The sequence below is a fragment of the Pandoraea sp. PE-S2T-3 genome (genome assembly GCF_002179965.1).
Taxonomy (GTDB): domain Bacteria; phylum Pseudomonadota; class Gammaproteobacteria; order Burkholderiales; family Burkholderiaceae; genus Pandoraea.
In genome coordinates, this window is sequence record NZ_NGUQ01000007.1 from 632,044 (window position 1) to 655,267 (window position 23,224).

General features: G+C 63.6%; 25 protein-coding genes. 19 read left to right on the forward strand and 6 right to left on the reverse strand.

Annotated features, from left to right (window positions below; translation table 11 throughout):
• Window position 1: 1 nt before the first annotated feature.
• The 9 genes from cheD (at window position 2) to CDV46_RS04810 (ending at window position 9,192) form a co-directional block, all read left to right on the forward strand.
• Window positions 2-676: a chemoreceptor glutamine deamidase CheD gene (gene cheD, locus CDV46_RS04770; protein WP_058376569.1), complete on the forward strand. Its 675-nt coding sequence runs from the start codon at window positions 2-4 to the stop codon at window positions 674-676.
• Entirely contained in the window at window positions 673-1,752 is a 1,080-nt protein-coding gene (locus CDV46_RS04775; protein WP_084656491.1) for a protein-glutamate methylesterase/protein-glutamine glutaminase, read from the forward strand. Before cheD ends, CDV46_RS04775 begins: the two co-directional genes overlap by 4 nt.
• A 129-nt stretch (window positions 1,753-1,881) precedes the next feature.
• A complete protein-coding gene (cheY, locus tag CDV46_RS04780; RefSeq protein ID WP_058376568.1) occupies window positions 1,882-2,280 on the forward strand; it encodes a chemotaxis response regulator CheY in 399 nt (132 codons plus the stop codon).
• Window positions 2,277-2,951, forward strand: a complete 675-nt coding sequence (gene cheZ, locus CDV46_RS04785; RefSeq protein WP_371328806.1) for a protein phosphatase CheZ — start codon at window positions 2,277-2,279, stop codon at window positions 2,949-2,951. The genes cheY and cheZ overlap by 4 nt, the downstream gene beginning before the upstream one ends.
• 102 nt (window positions 2,952-3,053) lie before the next feature.
• Window positions 3,054-4,196 carry a flagellar biosynthesis protein FlhB gene (gene flhB / locus CDV46_RS04790; RefSeq protein ID WP_058376567.1) on the forward strand — a complete coding sequence of 381 codons (1,143 nt, stop codon included), beginning with the start codon at window positions 3,054-3,056 and terminating at the stop codon, window positions 4,194-4,196.
• A 3-nt stretch (window positions 4,197-4,199) separates the two neighbouring features.
• On the forward strand, window positions 4,200-6,305 hold the full coding sequence (gene flhA / locus CDV46_RS04795) for a flagellar biosynthesis protein FlhA (RefSeq protein WP_058376566.1): 2,106 nt from the start codon (window positions 4,200-4,202) through the stop codon (window positions 6,303-6,305).
• Window positions 6,302-7,585 (forward strand): flagellar biosynthesis protein FlhF, encoded by a 1,284-nt coding sequence (gene flhF, locus CDV46_RS04800; RefSeq protein ID WP_087721916.1) that lies wholly within the window; start codon window positions 6,302-6,304, stop codon window positions 7,583-7,585. Before flhA ends, flhF begins: the two co-directional genes overlap by 4 nt.
• Window positions 7,578-8,426 (forward strand): MinD/ParA family ATP-binding protein, encoded by an 849-nt coding sequence (locus CDV46_RS04805; RefSeq protein WP_058376564.1) that lies wholly within the window; start codon window positions 7,578-7,580, stop codon window positions 8,424-8,426. The genes flhF and CDV46_RS04805 overlap by 8 nt, the downstream gene beginning before the upstream one ends.
• 37 nt (window positions 8,427-8,463) lie before the next feature.
• A complete protein-coding gene (locus tag CDV46_RS04810; RefSeq protein WP_058376563.1) occupies window positions 8,464-9,192 on the forward strand; it encodes an RNA polymerase sigma factor FliA in 729 nt (242 codons plus the stop codon).
• Window positions 9,193-9,238: 46 nt separating this feature from the next.
• Here the strand turns inward: CDV46_RS04810 and CDV46_RS04815 are convergent, their stop codons facing one another.
• The 6 genes from CDV46_RS04815 to flgA all read right to left on the reverse strand — a co-directional run bounded on the left by CDV46_RS04815 (window position 9,239) and on the right by flgA (window position 13,187).
• Entirely contained in the window at window positions 9,239-9,463 is a 225-nt protein-coding gene (locus CDV46_RS04815) for a CBU_0592 family membrane protein (RefSeq protein WP_217896714.1), read from the reverse strand.
• A 26-nt stretch (window positions 9,464-9,489) separates the two neighbouring features.
• The gene (locus tag CDV46_RS04820) at window positions 9,490-10,500 is read right to left on the reverse strand and encodes a nucleotidyl transferase AbiEii/AbiGii toxin family protein (protein WP_087721918.1); all 1,011 of its coding nucleotides are present in this window, start codon (window positions 10,498-10,500) and stop codon (window positions 9,490-9,492) included.
• Window positions 10,472-10,888: a DUF6088 family protein gene (locus CDV46_RS04825; protein ID WP_087690911.1), complete on the reverse strand. Its 417-nt coding sequence runs from the start codon at window positions 10,886-10,888 to the stop codon at window positions 10,472-10,474. Before CDV46_RS04825 ends, CDV46_RS04820 begins: the two co-directional genes overlap by 29 nt.
• Window positions 10,889-11,217: 329 nt before the next feature.
• Window positions 11,218-11,676, reverse strand: a complete 459-nt coding sequence (locus tag CDV46_RS04830; protein WP_087721919.1) for a flagella synthesis protein FlgN — start codon at window positions 11,674-11,676, stop codon at window positions 11,218-11,220.
• The gene (gene flgM / locus CDV46_RS04835) at window positions 11,673-12,008 is read right to left on the reverse strand and encodes a flagellar biosynthesis anti-sigma factor FlgM (protein WP_058376559.1); all 336 of its coding nucleotides are present in this window, start codon (window positions 12,006-12,008) and stop codon (window positions 11,673-11,675) included. The genes CDV46_RS04830 and flgM overlap by 4 nt, the downstream gene beginning before the upstream one ends.
• Before the next feature lie 126 nt (window positions 12,009-12,134).
• Entirely contained in the window at window positions 12,135-13,187 is a 1,053-nt protein-coding gene (gene flgA, locus CDV46_RS04840; RefSeq protein WP_176399004.1) for a flagellar basal body P-ring formation chaperone FlgA, read from the reverse strand.
• Window positions 13,188-13,616: 429 nt separating this feature from the next.
• On the opposite strand from flgA, the gene flgB reads away from it, so the two are divergent.
• From flgB to flgK, 10 genes are all read left to right on the forward strand, one after another.
• On the forward strand, window positions 13,617-14,054 hold the full coding sequence (gene flgB, locus CDV46_RS04845) for a flagellar basal body rod protein FlgB (RefSeq protein ID WP_212677145.1): 438 nt from the start codon (window positions 13,617-13,619) through the stop codon (window positions 14,052-14,054).
• A gap of 5 nt (window positions 14,055-14,059) precedes the next feature.
• Window positions 14,060-14,464 carry a flagellar basal body rod protein FlgC gene (gene flgC, locus CDV46_RS04850; protein WP_058376557.1) on the forward strand — a complete coding sequence of 135 codons (405 nt, stop codon included), beginning with the start codon at window positions 14,060-14,062 and terminating at the stop codon, window positions 14,462-14,464.
• A 22-nt stretch (window positions 14,465-14,486) separates the two neighbouring features.
• Window positions 14,487-15,221 carry a flagellar hook assembly protein FlgD gene (flgD, locus tag CDV46_RS04855; protein WP_087690920.1) on the forward strand — a complete coding sequence of 245 codons (735 nt, stop codon included), beginning with the start codon at window positions 14,487-14,489 and terminating at the stop codon, window positions 15,219-15,221.
• Between the two features lie 108 nt (window positions 15,222-15,329).
• Window positions 15,330-16,586, forward strand: a complete 1,257-nt coding sequence (flgE, locus tag CDV46_RS04860; protein ID WP_058376555.1) for a flagellar hook protein FlgE — start codon at window positions 15,330-15,332, stop codon at window positions 16,584-16,586.
• A 40-nt stretch (window positions 16,587-16,626) separates the two neighbouring features.
• Window positions 16,627-17,370 (forward strand): flagellar basal body rod protein FlgF, encoded by a 744-nt coding sequence (locus CDV46_RS04865; protein WP_087690922.1) that lies wholly within the window; start codon window positions 16,627-16,629, stop codon window positions 17,368-17,370.
• Between the two features lie 58 nt (window positions 17,371-17,428).
• A complete protein-coding gene (flgG, locus tag CDV46_RS04870; protein ID WP_058376553.1) occupies window positions 17,429-18,211 on the forward strand; it encodes a flagellar basal-body rod protein FlgG in 783 nt (260 codons plus the stop codon).
• Between the two features lie 126 nt (window positions 18,212-18,337).
• Window positions 18,338-18,991 (forward strand): flagellar basal body L-ring protein FlgH, encoded by a 654-nt coding sequence (locus tag CDV46_RS04875; RefSeq protein WP_371328807.1) that lies wholly within the window; start codon window positions 18,338-18,340, stop codon window positions 18,989-18,991.
• 86 nt (window positions 18,992-19,077) lie between these two features.
• Window positions 19,078-20,211, forward strand: a complete 1,134-nt coding sequence (locus tag CDV46_RS04880; RefSeq protein WP_087690926.1) for a flagellar basal body P-ring protein FlgI — start codon at window positions 19,078-19,080, stop codon at window positions 20,209-20,211.
• A gap of 1 nt (window position 20,212) precedes the next feature.
• The gene (gene flgJ, locus CDV46_RS04885; protein WP_087721921.1) at window positions 20,213-21,091 is read left to right on the forward strand and encodes a flagellar assembly peptidoglycan hydrolase FlgJ; all 879 of its coding nucleotides are present in this window, start codon (window positions 20,213-20,215) and stop codon (window positions 21,089-21,091) included.
• 144 nt (window positions 21,092-21,235) lie between these two features.
• Window positions 21,236-23,224 carry a flagellar hook-associated protein FlgK gene (gene flgK, locus CDV46_RS04890; protein ID WP_087721922.1) on the forward strand — a complete coding sequence of 663 codons (1,989 nt, stop codon included), beginning with the start codon at window positions 21,236-21,238 and terminating at the stop codon, window positions 23,222-23,224.

Genomic DNA, 23,224 nt, shown 5'->3' on the forward strand with positions numbered 1-23,224 from the left:
CATGGCGCAGCCGCTGGCCGAAGCCCTCGCGACCAATCATTACTTCGACAGCGCGTTCAACACGCGCGCCGTCAAACTGCTGCCGTCCGAATACTTCGTCACGACCGAAGACATCATGCTCGTGACGGTGCTGGGCTCGTGTGTGGCCGCGTGTGTGCGCGACAACGTCACGGGCATCGGCGGCATGAATCACTTCATGCTGCCCGACGACGGCGAGAGCGACCGCGACCGGTTGCTCTCGGCATCGATGCGCTACGGCGCATATGCCATGGAAATGCTCATCAACGAGCTGATCAAGCTCGGGGCACGCCGTGAGCGGCTCGAAGCCAAGGTGTTTGGCGGCGGCGCCGTGCTGGCGGGCATGACCACATTGAACATCGGGGATCGCAACGCGAACTTTGTGTTGCGCTATCTCGAGACCGAGCAGATTCGCGTGACTGCGCAGGATCTGCTCGGACCGCATCCGCGCAAGGTGTGCTTTCTGCCGCGCACCGGCCGGGTGATGGTCAAGAAGTTGGGCGATCGCGGAGACCCGGCGATTGCACAGCGCGAACAGGCGTATGCGCAGCGACTGCGCACACGCGAAGTACGGGGCTCCGTAGAACTCTTTGCGCCACCGGCCAGAACCGCCAAGCCTCGGCCGGGGCCTGACAACCGAAAAATGGAGGAGGCTTGAGCGAACCTATCAAAGTCCTGTGCGTGGACGATTCCGCACTCGTGCGCAGCCTGATGACCGAGATCATCAATGCGCAACCGGACATGACGGTGGTGGCGACCGCACCCGACCCGCTGGTCGCGCGCGATCTCATCAAACAACACAACCCTGACGTGCTCACGCTCGACGTCGAAATGCCGCGCATGGATGGTCTGGACTTCCTCGAGAAGCTCATGCGTCTGCGGCCGATGCCGGTGCTGATGGTGTCGTCGCTGACCGAGCGCGGCTCGGAAGTCACGCTGCGCGCGCTGGAACTGGGCGCGGTCGACTTCGTGACCAAGCCGCGTCTGGGCATTCGCGACGGCATGCTCGAGTACGGCGAGATGATCGCCGACAAGATTCGCGCCGCCGCGCGCGCCCGTGTGCGCAGTGCACCGCCCAAGAGCGCAACGCCGGCACCGATCGAAGCGGCGCCGCTTTTGCGCAACCCGCTGGTGTCGACTGAAAAGTTGATCATCATCGGCGCGTCGACGGGCGGGACCGAAGCGATTCGCGAAGTGCTCGTGCCGATGCCGCCCGATGCGCCCGCGATTCTGATTACGCAACATATGCCGGCCGGCTTTACCAAGTCGTTCGCGCAGCGCCTGAACGGGCTTTGCCGTATCACGGTGAAGGAAGCCGAGCATGGTGAGCGCGTGCTGCCGGGCCATGCGTATATTGCGCCGGGTGGCGACACCCACTTGCAGCTCTCGCGTAGCGGTGCCAACTATGTGGCCTTGCTCGACCCGGCACCGCCGGTGAATCGACATCGGCCGTCGGTCGATGTATTGTTTCGCTCCGCAGCGGTCCACGCCGGGCGCAATGCGATCGGGGTGATTCTCACGGGGATGGGCCGCGACGGTGCGGCCGGACTGGTGGAGATGCGCCGGGCAGGCGCGCACACGTTTGCGCAGGACGAAGCGAGCTGCATCGTGTTCGGCATGCCGCGCGAAGCCATTGCGATGGGCGGGGCCGAAGAGGTCGTGCCCCTGTCGGAGATGGCGCGCAAAGTGCTGCATCAGGTCGCGAAATTTGGCGAACGCACGCAACGAGTATAGTAGGGCGCTTTTCGTTTTCGCAGTATGCTTCGCATGTTTTGCGAGCACCCAGGGCACTGGAGTGCTGCGGCGAAGGCCCCATGAAATGGCGCCGGGCCCCTCGGGGGCACCGGCCGAATTGGAGTGATGATGGTAGACAAGAACTTGAAGTTTCTGGTCGTCGACGATTTCCCGACGATGCGCCGGATTGTGCGAAACCTGCTCAAGGAGCTGGGTTTCTCGAACGTCGACGAAGCCGAAGACGGCGCGGCGGCGCTGGCCAAGCTGCGCGGCGGCAGTTTCGAATTCGTGGTCTCGGACTGGAACATGCCGAACATGGACGGCCTGACGATGCTCCAGCAGATTCGCGCCGACCCGAACCTCTCGAAGCTGCCGGTGCTGATGGTGACTGCCGAAGCCAAGAAGGAAAACATCATCGCTGCCGCGCAGGCGGGGGCGAGCGGGTATGTGGTCAAGCCGTTCACGGCCGCAACCCTGGATGAAAAGCTGGGCAAGATCTTCGAGAAAATGGAAAAGACGGGGGCCTGAGCGTGACCCACGACGCGAGCACTGAATGGCCGGTCGAGCCCAACGGGGCCGCGCCGGCAGGAGACCCGGCCGAGCGCATGCTCATGCGCATCGGGCAATTGACGCGCATGCTGCGCGACAACCTGCGCGAACTCGGCCTGGATAAACAACTCGAGCAAGCCGCCGAGGCCATTCCCGACGCGCGCGACCGGCTGAACTACGTCGCGACGATGACGGAACAGGCCGCCGTGCGCGCGCTCACCGCGATTGAGCTGGCCAAGCCCATTCAGGAGCGGCTGGAAGTCGACGCCAACGCGCTCGACGCGCGCTGGGAGAAGTGGTTCGACCAGCCGCTCGAACTCGAAGACGCGCGCAAGCTGGTCACCGAGACGCGCGGCTACCTGCGCCGGGTGCCCGAAGACACCCGCGCGACCAATGCCCATCTGATGGAAATCATGATGGCGCAGGACTTTCAGGATCTGACCGGTCAGGTCATCAAGAAGATCATGGAAGTCGTGCAGGAGATCGAGAAGCACCTGTTCCAGACGCTGCTCGAGAACATGCCGCCCGAGAAGCGCAAGGAAGCGGAAGACTCCCTGCTCAACGGTCCGCAGGTCAAAAAAGAAGGTCGCACGGACATCGTGTCCGATCAAGAGCAGGTCGATGACCTGCTTGCCAGCCTCGGGTTCTGAAATACCGCCCATTCCCGCCTCTATTCCCCCCTTTGTGTCTTGACGGTTACGGACATAATCGGTCGGGATAGGGTGGGTCTGTCCGCCCGACGTGGATAGGGCATGGCTGAGGAAAGCGATCTCGAAAAATCGGAACCCGCGTCTCCCCGGCGTCTTGAAAAGGCGCGCGAGGAGGGGCAGGTTGCGCGTTCGCGCGAGCTATCCACCTTTGCCCTGCTGGCTGCCGGTGTCGCGGGCATGTGGATGACCGCCGACCGGATCTCCCAAGGCTTCGCCCAGTTGATGCGTCACGGCATGCAATTCGAGCCGGGCACCGCGCTCGACACCCACCGCATGCTTGCCAACGCCGCCCACTCGGGGGCCGACGCCCTCATGGTCATTGCCCCGCTGCTCGGCCTGCTGGTGCTGGCGGCGATCACCGCGCCCATGGCGCTGGGCGGCTGGCTCTTCTCCACCAAATCGCTTGCACCCAACTTCGGCCGGCTGAACCCGGCGAAGGGTTTGGGGCGCATGTTCTCCACGCAGGGTCTGGTCGAGCTGATCAAGGCCATCGCCAAGACCGTGCTCGTGGGGTCGGTTGCTTACTGGGCGATCGCCCGCGACCGCGACGCCGTGATGGGCCTGATGACCCAGTCGCCGCGCGTGGCCCTGCCGCATGTGGGCGAGATGATCGTGGTGTGCTGTGCGTTCATCGTGATGTCGCTGCTGCTGGTGGCGGCCATCGATATCCCGTTCCAGCTCTGGCAGCACTACAAGAAGCTGCGCATGACCAAAGAGGAAGTGCGCCAGGAGAACAAGGAAAACGAAGGCGATCCGCACGTCAAGGCGCATATCCGCCAGTTGCAGCGCCAGGCGGCGCGCCGGCGCATGATGCAGGACGTGCCCAAGGCCGACGTGATCGTCACCAACCCGACGCACTTTGCCGTCGCGCTCGAATACAAGGACAACATGCGCGCCCCGCGCGTGCTGGCCAAGGGCACCGATCTGGTGGCCAAACGTATCCGCGAAATGGGCGAAGAGCACCGCATCCCGATTCTCGAAGCTCCGCCGCTGGCCCGTGCGCTGCACAAGCACGTGGAAATCGGTCACGAAATTCCGGCCACGCTCTACACGGCCGTGGCCGAAGTGCTTGCGTGGGTCTTCCAGCTTCGCCGCTGGCGTAACGAAGGGGGCGCCGAGCCGCGTACCCCGTCGGATCTGCCGGTCCCGGCTGAACTCGACGCGCTGCCGCGCGCCGGAGCGTAACGAATGAACCTCAACCCCCGCGCGAACCAGTTTCTGCGCTCGTCCCAAACGTTGCTCGGCGGCAACCTGAAGTCACTCGCCGCGCCGGTGCTGATCGTCATGATTCTGGGCATGATGATCCTCCCGTTGCCGCCGTTCATCCTGGATCTGCTCTTTACGTTCAACATCGCGCTCGCCGTGATGGTGCTGCTGGTCAGCATGTACACGCAAAAGCCGCTCGACTTCGCGGCGTTCCCGAGCGTGCTGCTGTTCTCCACGCTGCTGCGCCTGTCGCTGAACGTGGCGTCCACCCGGGTGGTGCTGCTCGAAGGTCACACCGGCCCGGATGCGGCCGGCAAGGTGATCGAGGCGTTCGGCCACTTCCTCGTCGGCGGCAACTACGCCGTCGGTATCGTGGTGTTCATCATCCTCGTGGTCATCAACTTCATGGTGATCACCAAGGGTGCCGGGCGTATCGCCGAAGTGGGCGCGCGTTTTACCCTGGACGCCATGCCGGGTAAGCAGATGGCCATCGACGCCGACCTGAACGCCGGCCTGATCGGTGAAGACGAAGCGCGCAAGCGCCGCACGGTGATCGCGCAGGAAGCCGACTTCTACGGCTCGATGGACGGTGCATCGAAGTTTGTGCGCGGCGATGCGGTGGCGGGCCTGATGATCATGGTCATCAACATCGTCGGCGGTTTGATCGTCGGCGTAGCCCAGCACGGTCTGGACATCGGCACGGCGGCCAAGAACTACACGCTGCTCACGATCGGTGACGGTCTGGTCGCGCAGATTCCGGCGCTGGTGATCTCGACGGCGGCCGGTGTGGTTGTCTCGCGCGTGGCGACCGACGAAGACATTGGTCAGCAGGTCGTCTCGCAGCTGTTCAACAACCCCCGCGTGCTGGGCATTACGGCCGCCATCCTCGGGTTGATGGGCCTGATTCCGGGCATGCCGCACTTTGCCTTCCTGGTGCTGGCCTTCGGGCTGGGTGCACTGGCTCGCTGGCAGCATCAGCGCACCGAGCGCGCCAAGCAGGAGTCGACGCGTCCCGCGCCGGTCGCGACGTCGGCACCCAGCGAAGTGGCCGAAGCCTCGTGGGACGACGTGGCGCTGGTCGACCCGCTGGGGCTGGAAGTCGGTTACCGCCTGATTCCGCTGGTGGACCGCAATCAGGATGGCGAGCTGCTCAAGCGCATCAAGGGCATTCGCAAGAAATTTGCGCAGGAAATCGGCTTCCTCGCGCCGGTGGTGCACATTCGCGACAATCTGGAACTGCGCCCGAACCAGTACCGCATCACGCTCAAGGGCGTGATCATCGGCGAAGGCGAGGCATATCCGGGCCAGTTGCTCGCGATCGATCCGGGTCAGGTGAGCGCACCGCTGCAAGGCACACCCACGCGCGATCCGGCGTTCGGCCTGCCGGCCATGTGGATCGACGTGGGCCAGCGCGATCAGGCGCAGGCGTACGGTTACACGGTGGTCGATGCCGGTACGGTCGTGGCCACTCACCTGAACCACCTGATCAACGGGCATGCGCACGAATTGCTCGGCCGTCAGGAAGTGCAGCAGCTCATCGAGCGCATCGGCAAGGACGCGCCGAAGCTCATCGAAGACCTGGTGCCCAAGACCGTCGCGCTCACCACGCTGCAAAAGGTGCTGCAAAACCTGCTCGAAGAGCAGGTGCCGATTCGCGACATGCGCACCATCATCGATGCGATTTCCGAACATGGCGCGCGCGTGCAAGACCCGCACGAACTCACGGCGCTGGTGCGCCTGTCGCTGGGCCGGGCGATCACGCAGAGCGTGTTCCCGGGCAACGGCGATCTCGAAGTGGTTGGCCTCGACGCCAATCTCGAACGCATTCTGACGCAGGCGTTGTCCGCTGGCGGGGGTACCGGTCTGGAGCCGGGCCTCGCCGACACGCTGTTGCGCGAAACACAGGCAGCCGTGGCGCGTCAGGAGCGTCAGGGGCTGCCGGCCGTCTTGCTGGTTCAACATCCGCTGCGTTCGCTGCTCTCGCGCTTCTTGCGCCGCAGCTTGCCGCAGCTCAAGGTTCTGTCGTATGCGGAAGTGCCTGATACGCGCAACGTGAAAATGACGGCACTCATCGGAGGTCAAGCGTGAAGATTCGTAAATTCTTTGCGGGCACGTGCCGCGACGCACTGCGCCAGATTCGCGAGGAAATCGGACCCGACGCGGTCGTGTTGTCCAACCGCTCGGTCGCCAACGGCGTGGAAATCGTCGCGCTGGCGGAAGAGGATCTGGACGCACTCGCCGGTGGCGATATGCCGACGCACCGACCGCGTCCGCGTCCGGCCCAACCCATACAACCCGCGGCGGCTGCGCCGGTCGCAGTTGCCGGACTAACCGCTTCGGCACACGATGCGGCGGCGGCCAGCGCGTTTGCGCAGAGCATGATGGGTGAGCTTCAGTCCATGCGCGGTCTGCTCGAAGAGCAGGTGGCGGGGCTGGTGTGGAACGACAAACAGCGCCGTTCGCCGGCACAGGGCGAGATTCTGCGCACGCTGCTGGCCGCCGGGTTCTCGGCGCAACTGGGCCGTGCGTTGCTGGAACACCTGCCCGAAGGCAGCGACCGCGATGCCGGGCTCGACTGGGTGAAGAACGCGCTCAAGCGCAACTTGCCCGTCATGCCCAATGAAGACGAACTGATGGAGCGCGGCGGCGTGTATGCGCTCATGGGGCCGACCGGTGTGGGCAAGACCACGACGACGGCCAAGCTGGCGGCACGTTGCGTGATGCGCCACGGTGCCGAGAAGCTCGCGCTGCTCACGACCGACAGCTATCGTATCGGCGGTCACGAGCAACTGCGCATCTACGGCAAGATTCTCGGTGTGACGGTGCACGCGGTGAAAGATGCGACGGATCTGCGTCTGGCGCTGACCGAATTGCGCAACAAGCATATGGTGCTGATCGACACGGTCGGCATGAGCCAGCGCGACCGCACCGTGCCCGAGCAAGTGGCGATGTTGTGCGGGGCCGAGACGCCGGTGCAGCGCCTGTTGCTGCTCAATGCGACGAGCCATGGCGACACCCTCAATGAAGTGGTGCATGCCTACCGGAGCGCGAGTGCGGAAGGTGGCAGCGACCTGGCCGGGTGTATTCTGACGAAGCTCGACGAAACCACTAATCTCGGGTCGGTACTCGACACGGTGATTCGTCATCGTTTGCCGGTGCATTACGTGTCGACGGGGCAGCGCGTGCCGGAGAACCTGCACGTGGCAGACCGTCAGTTCCTGATCGACACGGCGTTGTCGGCACCGGTGACCGGGTCGCCGTTCGTGCCGGCCGAGGAAGATCTGATGGCGGTTGTGCGCGGGGTCGATCCTAACTACAGCGGGCTGTTCGCGCCCGCCCAACCTTCAGGCGAGGCGTGCTTTGGTTAAACTCGTACTCGATCAAGCGGAAGGGCTGCGCCGGTTGGTGGCGCGCCATACCACGCGCGTTGTCGCGGTGGTGGGAAGTGCGCCTGAAGCCGGTCAGACGAGTGTTGCCCTCAATCTGGCCAGTGCGCTGGCCCATCATGGTCAGGATGTCGTGCTGGCCGACGAAAGCGGCCATGCCGCGCCCGCCATGGGGTTGCCGCTGCGCGGCGACATTCATGACGTGCTGGCGGGGCGGGTCTCGCCCGACGCCGTTCGGGTGAGTACGCGCGACAATTTTGTCCTGGTGCCGGTGGCGCACCGTCATCCCGAGCGCATCGACCCGGTGCGGGCCATGCCGTTGCTCACGGTGGGCGAGCCGGACGTGGTCGTCATCGACTGCACGCATGCAGGCGCGTTGCTGAGTCCGTTGGCGGCGCATGCGCACGATGTGCTGGTGGTGCTGGGGTGTGAGCCGGCGTCGATCACGGGGGCGTACTCGTGGATCAAGCAGGCACATTTCGAATATGCGTTGGCGCAGTTCCGGGTGTTGGTGAACCGCGCCGAGGATGTGGAAGCGCGAGTGGTGTGCCGCAATCTGGCCACGACCGCGAGCCGGTATCTGGCGGTGTCGCTGGAGCTGGCGGGTCATGTGCCGTCGGACCGGCAGGTGCTGCGCGCGCGACAACTGACGCGCACGGTGGTCGATGCGTTCCCGATGGCACCGGCGGCGGTGGCGTATCGGCAGTTGGCGGCACAGGTGATGCATTGGCCGTTGGCGGCACGCGAGACAGTGGCCGCGGGCATGGCTGACATGGGCGAGATGGCGCATGGCGCGGGCGTATTGCCTGCGGCCACCGCCTGAGCGCCACGGCACGCGTCGAGAGGAAGCGGAGGGAAACATGTATACCGCGCGCGGGAAGGTCGACACGAACGACACGCTGACCCAATACGCGCCGTTGGTGCGCCGACTGGCGCTGCAATTGATGGCCAAGCTGCCGGCGAGTGTGGAGCTGGAAGACCTGATTCAGGCCGGCATGCTGGGGCTGCTCGATGCAGCGAACCGGTATCAGGAAACGCAGGGTGCGCAGTTCGAGACGTACGCGAGTCAGCGCATTCGCGGCGCGATGCTTGACGAGTTGCGCGAGCTGGACTGGGCGTCACGCGGCATTCGCAAGACGGCGCGTCAGATCGAGAAGGCGGTGCAGCGGCTGGAGCAACGGCTGGGTCGCGGCCCGTCGGAGAGCGAGATTGCGGGCGAGCTGTCGATCGGACTGACTGAGTATCAGCAGATGTTGCAGGACGTGCACGGCTGCCAGCTGATCTACTACGAAGACTTCGAATCGGCGGATGAAGAGCCGTTCATCGACCGGATTTGTGCAGACCCGGGGGCGGACCCGCTCAAGATGCTGCTTGATGAAGGGTTGCGTCACGGCGTGGTGGATGCGATCGACCGGCTGCCGGACCGCGAGAAGTTGCTGATGAGCCTGTACTACGAGCAGGGGCTGAACCTGCGCGAGATCGGTGCGGTGCTCGAAGTCAGCGAATCGCGTGTGTGCCAGTTGCACAGCCAGGCGATTTCACGCTTGCGCGCGACGCTGCGCGACAAGGCGTGGACGTCGGCGGGTTAAACGTAACGTCATTAGCAGAATAGAAAAGCCCTCAGGCGCTCGCGCGTCAGAGGGCTTTTTGCAATCCGTAGAGACTGATCGCTCCCCAGAAGATTTCGATCAGCAGGGACGCCGGATTCGGGTTGTAGACGAGGGACACCGTAATCAAAGCCGAGCCGCTGAGATTGATCGCTGGAAAGCGCCAATCGCCGGATGACAGCCGGTCTGTCTGATTCAGGAAGTAGGCAAGCACCACGAATGCGGCACCGAGGATGCCGATGAAATCGGGCAAAGACAAATGCATGGTCAGGCGGCGGGTTAGTGCGGTGGACCGCAAACAGGCGATACGGGGCAGGGAGGTGGCTTCGTGGACGGTATCGTGCGGAGAAACGTCCGCGCCACGGTCTTGAAGACGCCGAAAGCTTCGCCGAAGGATGGCCGATCGTTACCGTAGATCAATGGGACGAGTTTCGTCCCGTATTCGTCTATCGTCTGTTGATCGTCGCCAATCGCTTCCAATGCTTCGCCTAAGCATTCCGCCGGATTTGCGCAGAATTCGGCGTGCAGGGTAAATTCGTCTTGGTCAAAAGCAACGAGATCATTGAAGTGCCTGATCGCCAGATCGACCGCCGCTCCATCCGCTTTGACGATGCACCAAGTGTCGTAAATGTGCCGCACCAATGCGTCGTCCCAGTCCCCCCGCTTGCCAGCACGATGCTCGGCGAAACGACGGAGAAATGAAAGTACCTTTTCCGCCAGCGTTTCTTCGACAGCCACGCAGGTCATCGTGAACTCCGCCGTGTCTTTGCCAGCCGATTGGTGCGCTAGGTACCCCAGTGATCGTTCCGACGTGGCGAAGCAAGGTGTTCGCGTTGTGAATTCAAGCTTCAGGTGTGGGCGCAGGGTGGTGTTGGCGGCGTACCGTTGCCGATATAGCCAGCCACTTGCGAAGTACCTATTCGCGTTCCGTGCAATAGCTTCCTCCGGGACCTCTACGAACCCCAGTCCCTTCATGCAATCGACGACCTGTTGCTTTAGGGCCGAAAGTCTCTTTTTCAGTTGGTGTTGCGAAAGCCCGTGGTCCGGTGCAAGTACGACCTTCAGGTCGATGTCTTCGGACATTCGACTAATTAAGCGATGGGCTTTCGAGAGGCTCGTGCCGCCGCAGAACACCAACCGTATGTTTTTGTGACTTAGTGATGCCAACGCCTGAAGCGTGTCGCTCACGTGAATGTCTTTTTCTAAGATTGCAGCAGAGAGGCCGCCGAGGTCGGCTTCCGCGACCAGCGCATCGATAAGTTCAAGTTGCTCTCTGGAAATTGTTCTCATACTGAATGAATTGCTGCCCGAACCCAAGTTTGCGGGCAATGCGGCGGTTTCCAGTATTGATGACAACCTTTGCGGGCAACTGTGTGGAGCGACCGGCGTTATAGGCTGCGACTAGTCTGCTGGGGTACGTTCTGACGCCAAGTCTCTTGAGCACTTGCGGCGCCAGGACTTCGACTGGACGTACGGGGATTGGCCTGCCGGACAGGACGCTAGGTTTTGCTTTCGCATACACCCCAACCCCCAGCTTGACGATGATCCCGTCGTCGACAAGTTCTCGTAACGCGCGGCTGAGCTGTGCCTCACTCCCAAGGTCTGCGAAGTCGGCGCGCAGAAAGACTTCCGCTCTACGCTTGCGGAGCGAGGATATCAGTCTGTCTTTCATGCTCATGGGACTCTCCTTTCGTTGCAAACAAATTCTCGTAACCTATTGATAGATAAAATTAAATCAATCTGGTCACGATCATTTTCGGAGTGTAGCACAGGGGTGTATTCGCAAATGACCGACGGCCCGGCGTCGGCGATATGGCATGCGTTCGCACGCAATGACTGAGCGAGATCGTAAGTCGCTAAAGGGCGCACGTGCAGGAAGTCACGGATTTTTCGGACAATTCGCGATTGAGGCGCTGCGGCTAGATGCGACGCCTGATGGCGCGCTGAGGGGGATACGCGAGGTCGTGGCCGAAGTGGTGGCCGAGATGCTGGCGAGTGGTGAGGCGATTACGCCGTCACACTCCCGCCGCTAGAGCGCGGCGTGGTGCGGCCGTCGGGGCCGTAGAGCGGGGCGTTCTGTTCCGGGCCGTAGAGCACGTTCAGCGCCTGCTGCGTGTACGTCAGGCGGGTGCGGATGAGTACGCCGTTGGTCTCGTTGGCGCGCTTGGCTTCGGCCGCTGCGCTCAACAATGCCTGCCACGCGGCGCCCAGACGCGGTTCGCTGGCGGCGGCCGCCGTCGCACCGGCTTCATCCGGCGAGTAACCCAGCACCTGAAGCTGCGCATCGCGCTCGCGACCAAGCGTCGCGAGGTCGGCAACCGCACGCGTCTTGCGCTCGGTCAGCTCAGGCAGCGCGTCGAGCGTGCCACTGACCAAAGCCTGCTGTTCTTCGCCAAGCAACGCCGAAAACGCGTTGATCGCGTTCATCTCGGTCGTGAGGGCAGTCAGCAGGGCTTCAGTGTTCATGAGTTCGATTGCGTGGAGAGCAGATCGCGTGCGGTCGAAATGAGCCCGTCCGCAATCTTGCTGGGATCGATGGTAAGACGCCCTTCCGCAATCGCTTGCTTGATCTCGGACACCTTGGCGACGTCGATGTCGGCCGAACCCGTTTGGGCCAGGGCCGCCTGCAACGCACGCATCTCCGACGACAACGCGCTCGTGCTGACGCTCGCGTCATTACCGGCCGCAGGCGTAGCCGCGCCGTCAGCGCTCGCAGCGCCGGTGCTCGTCCGATCGGTCGTCGTCCCCTTCGTCGGGCCGACGCCGGGCAACGGATTGGCGGGTGGTTCGATTTTCATGTGCTTTCCCCAGAAACCTGCCTGTGTAACGGCATTATCCGCTGTAACTTTAGGCAAGTAACATACTGTTACCAGTTCAAGTGCCCGGGTGAAGTCAGCAAATTCTTGGTAAGAGTGAATACTTACTTATAGTGCAACTTCGACTTCAATGTTGCCCTGCTTGTTGCTTTTCACGGTGCCGCTGATGACCTGACCGGCACGCGTACGGACCTGCACCGGGTCACCTGCACTGGCCCGCGACAGCACCTGACCCTCGGTGCTCACCTCAAAACCAGAGCCTCGCGTGACCACGCGCACGGTCTGGCCTTGCTGCACGGCGATGGCGCTGCGCAACAGGTCTGAACGAATCGGCAGACCCGACGTAATACGGTTCACGGCCACGGTGCCCACGATCTGCCCGGCGTCGGTCGCCACGGTACGCGGCAACAGCGTGAGGTCGCCCTGGCGCGGCGACAGATCGTTCGGGCCGATGGTCTCGCCCGGGTTGATCTGGCGCGCGGCCACAAAATAGGTCGCGTTGATGCTCACGCGGGCTTGCAGGTACAGCGTCCACGGACGCTCACCCGCGCAACGCACCCCCACCGTCGTCGAGCCCCACAGGCGCGCGCCCGGCGGCAGGAACGGCTCAAGCGCGCCGCACGCCGGCATGCGGTCCGACACCGCATCACCCACCGTGATCGTCACGCGTCCGGGTAAGCCGGTCGTCTGTTCGCGCAGAAACCGCTCGGCAGTCTGCCGCACGGCTTCCGTGTTCTGGAATTGGGAATTGTTCTGGGGGGCTTGCGCGGCTTGCTGCGCCGGGGCACTTGCCACGCCGCCGTTCGCACCGCCATTGGCATAGCCGTTGTTGGCGTTCACCGCTGCCGCCGGGGCAACCGAGCGCGAATTGTTCGGCACGTTGGTCGCTACGCCACCCGCTGCGGCATTGTTGCCGGGGATGACAATGGCGCCGGGGCCGAGGGTATCGCCGAGATTCTGGGCGTTGGGATCGGTGGCGATGCCTTGCGCGGGATTGGCCGCATGCGCGACACCTACAACGCCTGCGAGGCCAAATCCACCCGCCAGTGCCAGCACTGACGCCAGCAGGCCGGAGCGCAGTACGGCCGTGCGCCGGCCATGCCGCAGCGCTTGCCGCGCGCGGGAGGCCAAGGCGGAACTGCCGCCGAACTTGCCAGCCATGCTCTCTCTCCTTGCGGCGCGGCCCGCTGTTGCGTCAGCCGCACGCTCAACCATCCGGGACGTCGCGTCCCTCTTCAGAAGCCGACGACACCGGGCAGCGCTCCTGTGCCTGGGGGGCGAGCTCCGCCCGATGCCGTCAGGAAGCCATTCTAGAGACGTCCGGCATCGCGCTATGGGTCGAAATGGCGGTCAATACCCTTGCTATTCCTCCGATTGAACCGAGGGGGTGAGGCATACGATGCGAAGCATGCCAAAAGGTCCGTACTTTTTTCGGACCCGGCAGGGCATCCCGTCTGTACACGCCGATGAGCCAGCGCTCAGCGGCGATACCGCAGACGCCGGTGGACACCGATAGCGGCGTCCCGGCAGCGGGGGCCATCTTCTTCAGCAGTACCGGGCATCAAGGCAAGCATCGAGCGAGGCGAGATCATGGACAAACTGGACGCGGCAATGCGGTTCAACCAGCAGGCGTTAGCCATGCGCGCCTATCGTCAGGAAGTCATTTCCTCGAACATCGCCAATGCCGATACCCCGGGCTATAAAGCGCGTGACGTCGACTTCAACAACGCGTTGAGTCAGGCGGTCGAGCGCGGCGCCCAGCAGCAACTCGCCACCGAGTCGAGCGTGTCGCTCACGCGCACCTCCTCGCGCCATATCGCTGCGCGCGCCACGACGCCGGCCCCGGCCATGGGCGGCCCCGAATTGCTTTACCGCGTGCCGTATCAGCAAAGCATCGACGGCAACACCGTCGAACTCGACGCCGAGCGGGTGAACTTCGCCGATAACGCCGTGCATTACCAAACGGGCCTCACGGTCCTCTCCGGCCAGATCAAGACGATGCTGGCGGCCATCACGAGTCAAGGGTAAGCGCCATGCCACTCATGAGCATTTTCGATGTCGCCGGGTCGGCCATGACGGCCCAGTCGCAGCGCATGAACGTCACCGCCAGCAACCTGGCCAACGCCGAGAGCGTGACCGGGCCGGACGGGCAGCCGTACCGCGCCAAGCAGGTCGTGTTTCAGGTCAACCCGGTGACGGGCAGCGAAGTGGGCGGTGTGAAGGTGGCCGGCGTGGTCGAAGACTCGTCGCCGCTCAAGACCGTCTACGACCCGAAGAACCCGGCGGCCAACGCGCAGGGCTACGTGACGATGCCCAACGTCAACCCGGTGGAGGAGATGGTCAACATGATCTCCGCCTCCCGCTCCTATCAGGCCAACGTCGAGGCGCTCAACACCGCCAAGACGCTGATGCTCAAAACCCTCACGGTCGGCCAATAAGCAGCCGCGCGGAGACCAGAAGATGGCAAGTATCAATACGTCGAACGCAGCGAATTTCTCACAGACTTTCCTCGATTCGGTCAACGGCACCGCCAATAGCAGCAGCTCGAGCTCCAAATCGTCGGCCGGCAGCGCGGACGATTTGCAGAACAGCTTCCTGAAGTTGCTCGTCGCACAGATGAACAATCAGGATCCGCTCAACCCGATGGACAACTCGCAGGTGACCTCGCAGCTCGCGCAGATCAGCACGGTCTCGGGCATCACCCAGTTGAACACGACGCTGTCGTCGGTGACCTCGCAGCTCAATTCGACGCAGAGCCTGCAAGCCGCCGCGCTGGTCGGCAAGGGCGTGCTGATTCCGGGCACCAACATCGGCGTGGGCAGCACCACGGCGACCGACGGCACGGTGACCAAGACGGCCACGCCGTTCGGCTTCGAGCTGCCGAGCGACTCCGACACCGTCACGATCCAGATCAAGGACAGCACCGGCAAGGTGGTGCGTACCGTCAACGCGGGTGCGCTCGACGCGGGCGTGCAGGCGCTCACGTGGGATGCCAAGGACGACGCGGGCAACGCCGTGGCGGATGGCAAGTACACGCTGGCGGTCACCGCAACGTCCAACGGCAAGGCCGTGACGCCGACGCTGCTGTCGTACGCGCAGGTGCAAAGCGTGGTGGCCAGCACCACCGGCGCGCCGCTGCTCAACGTCGGCACGGGCTCGAACATCAAGCTCTCGGATGTGCGCGAGATCTTGTAAGCCGCGTGTGACACCGAATACGTATCAAGCGACATAACAAGCGAAGTCAGTCTTTAACCGTTTTATCGCGACCGATAGCGTCGTCAACCGAATTTCAGGAGTATCACCATGGCCTTTTCGACCGGACTGAGCGGCCTGAACGCCGCCTCCAAGGATCTGGACGTCATCGGCAACAACGTTGCCAACGCGGCGACCGTCGGCTTCAAGCAGGGTCAGGCGCAATTCGCCGACATCTACGCCAGCTCGCTGTTCGGCGCCGGCAACAACACGGTCGGGATCGGCACGCGCGTGTCGAACATCTCGCAGCAGTTCACGCAGGGCGACATCACCGTGACGAACCGTCAGCTCGATCTGGCGATCTCCGGCAATGGTTTCTTCCGCGTGTCGAACGGCGGCACCATCGCCTACACGCGTAACGGTCAGTTCTCGCTCGACAAGAACGGCTACATCGTCGACGCCAACGGTGACCAGCTGACCGGCTATCTGGCCGGCCCGAACGGCATCATCAACAGCGTCTCGCCGGTCGCACTGCAAATCCCGACGGGCGATCTGGCCCCGACGGCCACGAGCACGATCACTGGTCAGTTCAACCTCGACTCGCGCAGCGCCGTGAACACCACGACGTTCTCGATCACCGATCCGAACTCGTACACCAACGGTACGTCGCTCAAGGTCTACGACTCGCTGGGCAATTCCCACGACGTGAACCTGTACTTCAAGAAGTCGGCCGTCGACCCGGTGACGAACAACGCCACGTGGCAGGTCTACGCGTCGGTCGATGGCACGACGCAAATCGGCACCGGCCCGGTCGCTACGCTCACGTTCAACTCGGCCGGCAGTCTTACGGGACAAACCGACTCGACGGGCACTGCCGTCACCGGCCCGATCACGCTGCCGACGATTGCGTACGGCAACGGCGCATCGGCGGGCAACATCAAGATGAGCCTGACGGGCACGACGCAGTACGGCAACACGTACACGCCGAACACGCTCACGCAGAACGGCTACACGTCGGGCCGCCTGACGGGCTTCACGTTCAACGCGGACGGCACGATCGTCGGTACGTACTCGAACACGCAGTCGATGGTGCTCGGCCAGGTGGCCCTCGCCAACTTCAACAACGTGCAGGGTCTGATCCCGATGGGCAACAACCTCTGGCAAGAGTCGGCCGCCTCGGGTATCCCCATCGTCGGCGTGCCGGGCGGTACGAACATGGGCAAGCTGCAAGCCGGTGCCGTCGAAGCCTCGAACGTCGATCTGACCGCCGAACTGGTCCACATGATCACCGCGCAGCGCAACTATCAGGCCAACGCGCAGACGATCAAGACGGAAGACCAGTTGATGCAAACGATGGTCAACCTGTAAGCGGAGCGGCGCGCATGCGTAACTTGCACGAGGGACGTCGATGGATCGTCTGATCTATGTCGCCATGACTGGCGCGAAGCAGGCGATGGAGCAGCAATCGACCACCGCCAACAATCTGGCCAACGTCTCGACGCCGGGCTTTCGGGCCCAGCTCGCGTCGTTCCGTCAGGTGCCGGTACGCGCCGAAAACGGCGCAGCCGGCACACGTACCTTCGTCACGACCTCGACGCCGGGCACAGACTTCACGCCCGGCGCGATGCAGCAAACGGGGCGCGCGCTCGACGTCGCCATTCAGGGTCAAGGCTGGCTGGCCGTGCGCGATGCGCAGGGCCGCGAAGCCTACACCCGTGGCGGCAACCTCGAAATGACGGCCGACGGCCAGATCACGCTGCACGGTCTGCCGGTCATGACCGACGCCGGACCGGCCTCCGTGCCGCCGGGCGCGGCCGTGACCATCGGCACCGACGGCACGATTTCGGCGCTGGGGCAGGGCGATCCGCCCAACTCGATCGCCGTGATGGGGCAGTTGAAGCTGGTCAATCCGCCGGAAGGCAATCTGGTGCGCGGCGACGACGGCTTGTTCCGTACGGGCAACAACGCACCGGTACAAGTCGACCCGAATGTCGTCGTGGTCGCAGGCTCGATCGAGAACAGCAACGTCAACCCGGTCAGTAGTCTGGTCAACATGATTTCGCAGTCGCGTGCGTTTGAAATGCAGATGAAGATGCTGCAAACGGCCGATACCAACGAGCAGTCCGCCAACCAGTTGCTGAATTTCAGCTAACGGGCCGACGGCGCGCCACACCCGGCGCGCCACGACCGTACACGGGGAGAAACACCAAATGATCCGTTCGCTCTACATCGCTGCTACCGGCATGAACGCCCAGCAGACGAACATGGACGTGATTTCGAACAACCTCGCCAACACCAGCACGAACGGCTTCAAGAAAGGCCGTGCGGTGTTCGAGGACCTGCTGTACCAGACCATTCGCCAGCCCGGCGCCCAGTCGTCGCAACAAACGCTGCTGCCGTCGGGCCTGCAACTGGGTACCGGTGTGCGTCCGGCCGCGACCGAGCGCATCTTTACTCAGGGCAACCTGACGTCCACCAGCAACGCGAAGGACGTGGCCATCAACGGCGACGGCTTCTTCCAGGTGCTGATGCCGGACGGCACGACCGCCTACTCGCGCGACGGCTCGTTTCAGGTCGACAACAACGGCCAGTTGGTGACGGCGTCGGGTTACCCGATTCAGCCGGCGATCACGATCCCCGCCAACGCCCTGTCGCTGACCATTGCGCGCGACGGTACGGTGTCGGTGACGCAGCCGGGCAGCACGGCCAACGTGCAGATCGGTACGTTCCAGCTCGCCACGTTCATCAACAACGCCGGTCTGCAAAGCCTGGGCGAGAACCTGTACGCCGAGACGGCCGCCTCAGGCGCGCCGAACGTCGCACAGCCGGGCACCAACGGCGCGGGCGTGCTCAACCAGAACTACGTTGAAACGTCGAACGTGAACGTGGTGGAAGAACTGGTGAACATGATTCAGGCGCAACGTGCCTACGAAATCAACTCGAAGGCCGTGACGGCCTCCGATCAGATGCTCCAGCGTCTGACGCAGATGTAAGTGGCGCTTGCCGCTATCGTTGCCGCCAGACTAGTGTTCAGGAAAGCCGAGATGTCAGTTCAGTCAGCCAAATCGACCGATTCAGTTACTCAATGTGCCGCAAGCCCGGTGCGGTATCTCGCGCTGATGGCAGCCGTCGCATTGAGCGGTCTGGCCGGCTGCGCCTACGTACCGCAGGAACCGGTGGTGCAGGGCCCGACCACCACGCGCCCGCCGCCCCCGCCGATGGGCGCCGATCCGGAAGGGTCGATCTATCGCCCGATCTACTCGAACCGGCCGCTGTTCGAAGACCGCCGTCCGCGTAACGTCGGCGATATTCTGACCATCACGATCAACGAGAACACGGCCGCCAGCAAGAATTCGGCTGCCAACACCAGCCGCGCCGGCAGCGGCTCGCTCGCGCTCAATCAGATGCCGGGCGTCGTGGGCGGGGTGTTCAACAACCAGAGTCTGGATGCCAATGGCGCGAACAAGTTCGACGCCAAGGGTGCGGCCAACGCCAACAACGTGTTCTCGGGGCAGATCACCGTGACCGTGATGGAAGTGCTCGGCAATGGCAACCTGACGGTGGCCGGCGAGAAGCAGATCGCGATCAATCAGGGCACGGAGTACATCAAGTTTTCGGGCGTCGTCAGCCCGCAGACGATTTCGGGCGCGAATACCGTGCCTTCGACGCAGGTGGCCGATGCGCGCATCGAATACCGTGGCAAGGGCTACATCAACGAAGCCGAAACCATGGGCTGGCTGCAACGCTTCTTCCTTAACGTTTCGCCGTTCTGATGTCGATCATGTCGTCCCTGCCGCGCCGCGCGCACGCTTCCCGCCAGTCTGGCCAACACGCTGGCCCGCGTGCTCACGCTCACCCGATGGCGAAGGCGCTCGCTAAGGTGCTCGTTAAGGCGCTCGTCGTCGCGGGTGCCGCCGGCTTCGCGATGCTCGCGCCCGGTGCCGCCCATGCGGAGCGCCTGAAGGAACTGGCCTCGATTCAGGGTGTGCGCGACAACCAGTTGATCGGCTACGGTCTCGTGGCCGGTCTCGACAACTCGGGCGACCAGACCACGCAGACGCCGTTTACCGTGCAGAGCATGACGAACATGCTCTCGCAGCTCGGTATTACCGTAGCGCCCGGTACCAACATGCAGTTGAAGAACGTGGCGGCGGTGATGGTGACCGCCACGCTGCCGGCGTTCACGCGCCCGGGCCAGCCGATCGACGTCGTTGTCTCGTCGATGGGTAACGCCAAGAGCCTGCGCGGCGGCACGCTGCTCATGACCCCGCTCAAGGGGCCGGACGGTCAGGTCTACGCGCTCGCGCAGGGCAACCTGCTGGTGGGCGGCGCTGGCGCGTCGGCCAACGGGTCGAGTGTGACGGTCAACCAGCTCGCGTCGGGCCGGATTCCGAACGGCGCGATCGTCGAGCGCAGTGTCCCGACCGCCATGGGCGGTCAGCCGGGCACCATTCAGATGGAATTGAACGCCACCGACTTCTCCACCGCCCAGCGGGTGGTCGACGCGGTGAACCGCCGCTTTGGCTACAGCACGGCGCAGGCGCTCGATGGCCGGGTGATTCTGCTGCGCACGCCGACCGATCCGTCGGCGCGGGTGCAGTTCCTCGCCCAGTTGGAAAGCATTGAAGTGAAACCGGACAACTCGGCAGCGCGCGTGATCATCAACGCCCGCACCGGTTCGGTCGTGATGAACCAGAACGTGACGATCCAGCAGTGCGCCGTGGCTCACGGCAACCTGTCGGTGGTGATCGACACGCAAAACAATGTCAGCCAGCCGGCGCCGTTCTCGGGCGGGCAGACGGTGGTGGCCCCGAATTCGCAAATCTCCGTGCAACAGGAGAACAACGCGCTCAAGCTGGTCAAGGCGGGCGCGAACCTCGCCGACGTGGTCAAGGCGCTGAACTCGCTCGGCGCAAGCCCGGCGGACCTGATGTCGATTTTGCAGGCCATGAAGGCCTCGGGCGCGCTGCGCGCCGACCTGGAGATCATCTGATATGGCGGACGGCAACCGAGTCGCTGGCAAGAACCTGCCCGACCTGACGCAGCGTGCGACCTACGACATGCAGGGCCTCACCGCCCTGCGCGCCGCCGCACATCAGCAGACGCCGCAGGCCACCCAGCAGGCGGCCAAGCAGTTCGAAGCCGTCTTCACGCAGATGATGATGAAGAGCATGCGCGACGCCACGATGTCCGGCGGCTTGCTCGGCAGCGATCAGGAAAAGATGTTCAACGGCATGCTCGACGACCAGCTTGCCCAGCAACTCGCCTCGCACAAGGGCATGGGGCTGGCCGACCTGATGCTCAAGCAGCTCGCCCAGACCGGCACCACGCTGCCGCCCGCCGCCATGGGCCGCCAGCAGTCGTTGCAGGGCCGCGCCTACAACTCGGCCGACGCCATCGGCGTGGCCGACGGTGCCCCGGCGGTCGCGGGTGAATTTGTCGACCGCATGGCCTCGGCCGCGCAAAGCGCCAGCGCACAAAGCGGTATCCCGGCACGGTTCATGCTGAGTCAGGCGGCGCTGGAGTCCGGCTGGGGCAAGCGCGAGATCCGCCGCAGCGACGGCAGCACCAGCCACAACGTGTTCGGCATCAAGGCGGGCAAAAACTGGACCGGGCCGACGGTGGAAGTCGCCACCACGGAATATGTGGGCGGCCAGCCGCGCAAGGTCATGGCCAAGTTCCGGGCGTACAACTCGTATGACGAGGCGTTTGCCGACTACGCCAAGCTGATCTCGAACAACCCGCGCTACGCGCAGGTGGTGGCCAGCGCCAACGACGCGGCAAGCTTCGCCAACAACCTGCAACGCGCCGGTTACGCAACCGACCCGCAATACGCGAACAAGCTGATGAAGATCATGAAGCACTTCGCCTGAGGCGGAGTGGCTGCTCAATCTGCCTAAATTTTAGGCAAAACCGGCCGGGCCTCAATATTGCCGCCAGGCTGCCGTAAACACATCGGTAACGGTGCGCGAACGGGCTTTCCCGTGGGACGCGCCTCCAACTCAAGCCGCGAGATCATGAGCCTAATCAATATTGGCATGAGCGGGCTGAACGCCGCCCAGTTCGCCCTCAACACCACCGGCAACAACATCTCCAATTCGGGGACGGCCGGCTACAACCGGCAGATCGTCAGCTACACCCAGGCGGACAGCCAGTTCGCGGGCGTGGGCTATATCGGTTCGGGCGTGCTGGTGAGCGACGTGTCGCGGGTGTACGACCAGTTTCTGGCAGGTCAGGCCAATCAGGCGCAGACCCAATACAGCCAGCTCAACACTTACTACCAGCAGATCTCGCAGATCAACAACGCGCTGGGTAGCTCGACGACCGGCCTGTCGGCCTCGATGTCCTCGTTCTTCACGAACTTGCAGACCATCGTGACCGCGCCGAACAACTCGGCCACCCGCGCCACGGTCATCTCGTCGGCCCAGACGCTCACGAGCATGTTCCAGTCGCTCTCGGGTGCGCTCTCGTCGCTGCGTACGGCCGTGAACGGCAATCTCACGCAGTCGACCGAACAGATCAACACCTACGCCAAGCAGATCGCCACGTTGAACGACGCGATTCTGCAAGCTCAGGGCAATGGCGGCGGCGTCACCCCGAACGACCTGCTCGACCAGCGCGATCAGGCGGTGGCCAGCCTGAACGCGATCGTCCAGACGAACGTCGTGAAGAACACCGACGGCTCGTACAACGTGTTCGTGGGCAACGGCCAGTCGCTCGTGATGGGCAACTCGGCGTACCAGATGACCACGGTGCCGTCGACGAGCGATCCGTCGCAGCTGACCGTCGCGTACGTGTCGCCCAATGGCACCAAGATTCCCATTCCGGAATCGTCGATCACCGGCGGTTCGCTGGCCGGTCTGCTGTCGTTCCGCAGCGGCGCGCTCACGCAGGCGCAGAACTCGCTGGGCCAGATCGCGCTGTCGCTGGCCGGCACGTTCAACGCACAGAACCAACTCGGTCTGGACCTGTATGGCCAGATGGGCGGCAACTTCTTCACGGTGCCGAGCCCGACGATCATTGCGAACACCGGCAATTCCGGTGCGGCAACGCTTAACGCGTCGATCACCGACGCCTCGAAGATCACGGCCAGCGACTACTCCGTGACCTACGACGGCACCAACTACACCATGACGCGCCTGACCGATGGCGCCAAGTGGACGGCAGGTGCACCGGCGACGCCGGGCACGCCCCTGAATTTCCAGGACAGCAGCGGCGCGGCATTTGCCGATGGCTTCAAGGTCACGGTGGGCAACATGGCCGCCGGCGACAGCTTCACGATCCAGCCGACCCGCAACGCCGCGCAGAACATCGGCGTCGCGATCACGGACCCGGGCAAGATTGCACTGGCCGCACCGGTCATCGCTTCGGCGGGCAGCAGCAACGGCGGTTCGCTCAAGGTCGATCAGGGCACGGTTGACGCCAGTTACTTGTCGAACGTGCTGACGGGGCCGGTGAACTTCACGTTCAGCAAGAACGCGACGACTGGTGCGATCACGCTCGTCGCGCCGGCGCCGATGACGGTGACCGTCAATGGGGTGACGACGTCTTACGCCGCGGGCGACACCGTGCCGTACGACGCCACCAACGGCGCCAAGATCACGACGGGCGGTGTGACCGTGAACGTGAGCGGCACCCCGGCCGACGGCGACAAGTTCAGCATTGCGCCGAACACCTCGGGCGCGGTGACGGACAACCGTAACGGTCTGGCACTGTCGGCACTGCAAAACGACAAGACCAAGGTGGGCGGCTCGCAGAGCTACACGTCGGCCTATGCCAATCTCGTGTCGTATGTCGGTTCGACCACGAACACCTACAAGGCGACCAGCGCCGCGCAGCAAACGCTGCTGCAACAGGCCCAAGGGGCCCAGCAATCGAATTCCGGCGTGAACCTCGACGAAGAGGCAGCCAACCTGATCAAGTATCAACAGCTTTATCAGGCCAACTCCAAGGTCATTCAGACAGCGTCGTCGTTGTTCGACACGATCCTGCAAATGGTCAACTAA

Bases quoted from the DNA above. Each gene is read 5' to 3' on its own strand.
- flgG (WP_058376553.1), top strand. From the start codon at position 17,429: ATGATCCGTTCGCTCTACATCGCTGCTACCGGCATGAACGCCCAGCAG.
- CDV46_RS04880 (WP_087690926.1), top strand. From the start codon at position 19,078: ATGGCGAAGGCGCTCGCTAAGGTGCTCGTTAAGGCGCTCGTCGTCGCG.
- flgB (WP_212677145.1), top strand. From the start codon at position 13,617: ATGGACAAACTGGACGCGGCAATGCGGTTCAACCAGCAGGCGTTAGCC.
- flgE (WP_058376555.1), top strand. From the start codon at position 15,330: ATGGCCTTTTCGACCGGACTGAGCGGCCTGAACGCCGCCTCCAAGGAT.
- CDV46_RS04810 (WP_058376563.1), top strand. From the start codon at position 8,464: ATGTATACCGCGCGCGGGAAGGTCGACACGAACGACACGCTGACCCAA.
- flgD (WP_087690920.1), top strand. From the start codon at position 14,487: ATGGCAAGTATCAATACGTCGAACGCAGCGAATTTCTCACAGACTTTC.
- CDV46_RS04820 (WP_087721918.1), bottom strand. From the start codon at position 10,500: ATGAGAACAATTTCCAGAGAGCAACTTGAACTTATCGATGCGCTGGTC.
- cheY (WP_058376568.1), top strand. From the start codon at position 1,882: ATGGTAGACAAGAACTTGAAGTTTCTGGTCGTCGACGATTTCCCGACG.
- flgM (WP_058376559.1), bottom strand. From the start codon at position 12,008: ATGAAAATCGAACCACCCGCCAATCCGTTGCCCGGCGTCGGCCCGACG.
- CDV46_RS04865 (WP_087690922.1), top strand. From the start codon at position 16,627: ATGGATCGTCTGATCTATGTCGCCATGACTGGCGCGAAGCAGGCGATG.
- CDV46_RS04825 (WP_087690911.1), bottom strand. From the start codon at position 10,888: ATGAGCATGAAAGACAGACTGATATCCTCGCTCCGCAAGCGTAGAGCG.
- flhA (WP_058376566.1), top strand. From the start codon at position 4,200: ATGAACCTCAACCCCCGCGCGAACCAGTTTCTGCGCTCGTCCCAAACG.
- cheD (WP_058376569.1), top strand. From the start codon at position 2: ATGGCGCAGCCGCTGGCCGAAGCCCTCGCGACCAATCATTACTTCGAC.
- flgC (WP_058376557.1), top strand. From the start codon at position 14,060: ATGCCACTCATGAGCATTTTCGATGTCGCCGGGTCGGCCATGACGGCC.
- flgJ (WP_087721921.1), top strand. From the start codon at position 20,213: ATGGCGGACGGCAACCGAGTCGCTGGCAAGAACCTGCCCGACCTGACG.
- flgK (WP_087721922.1), top strand. From the start codon at position 21,236: ATGAGCCTAATCAATATTGGCATGAGCGGGCTGAACGCCGCCCAGTTC.
- CDV46_RS04830 (WP_087721919.1), bottom strand. From the start codon at position 11,676: ATGAACACTGAAGCCCTGCTGACTGCCCTCACGACCGAGATGAACGCG.
- CDV46_RS04875 (WP_371328807.1), top strand. From the start codon at position 18,338: ATGGCAGCCGTCGCATTGAGCGGTCTGGCCGGCTGCGCCTACGTACCG.
- flgA (WP_176399004.1), bottom strand. From the start codon at position 13,187: ATGGCTGGCAAGTTCGGCGGCAGTTCCGCCTTGGCCTCCCGCGCGCGG.
- flhB (WP_058376567.1), top strand. From the start codon at position 3,054: ATGGCTGAGGAAAGCGATCTCGAAAAATCGGAACCCGCGTCTCCCCGG.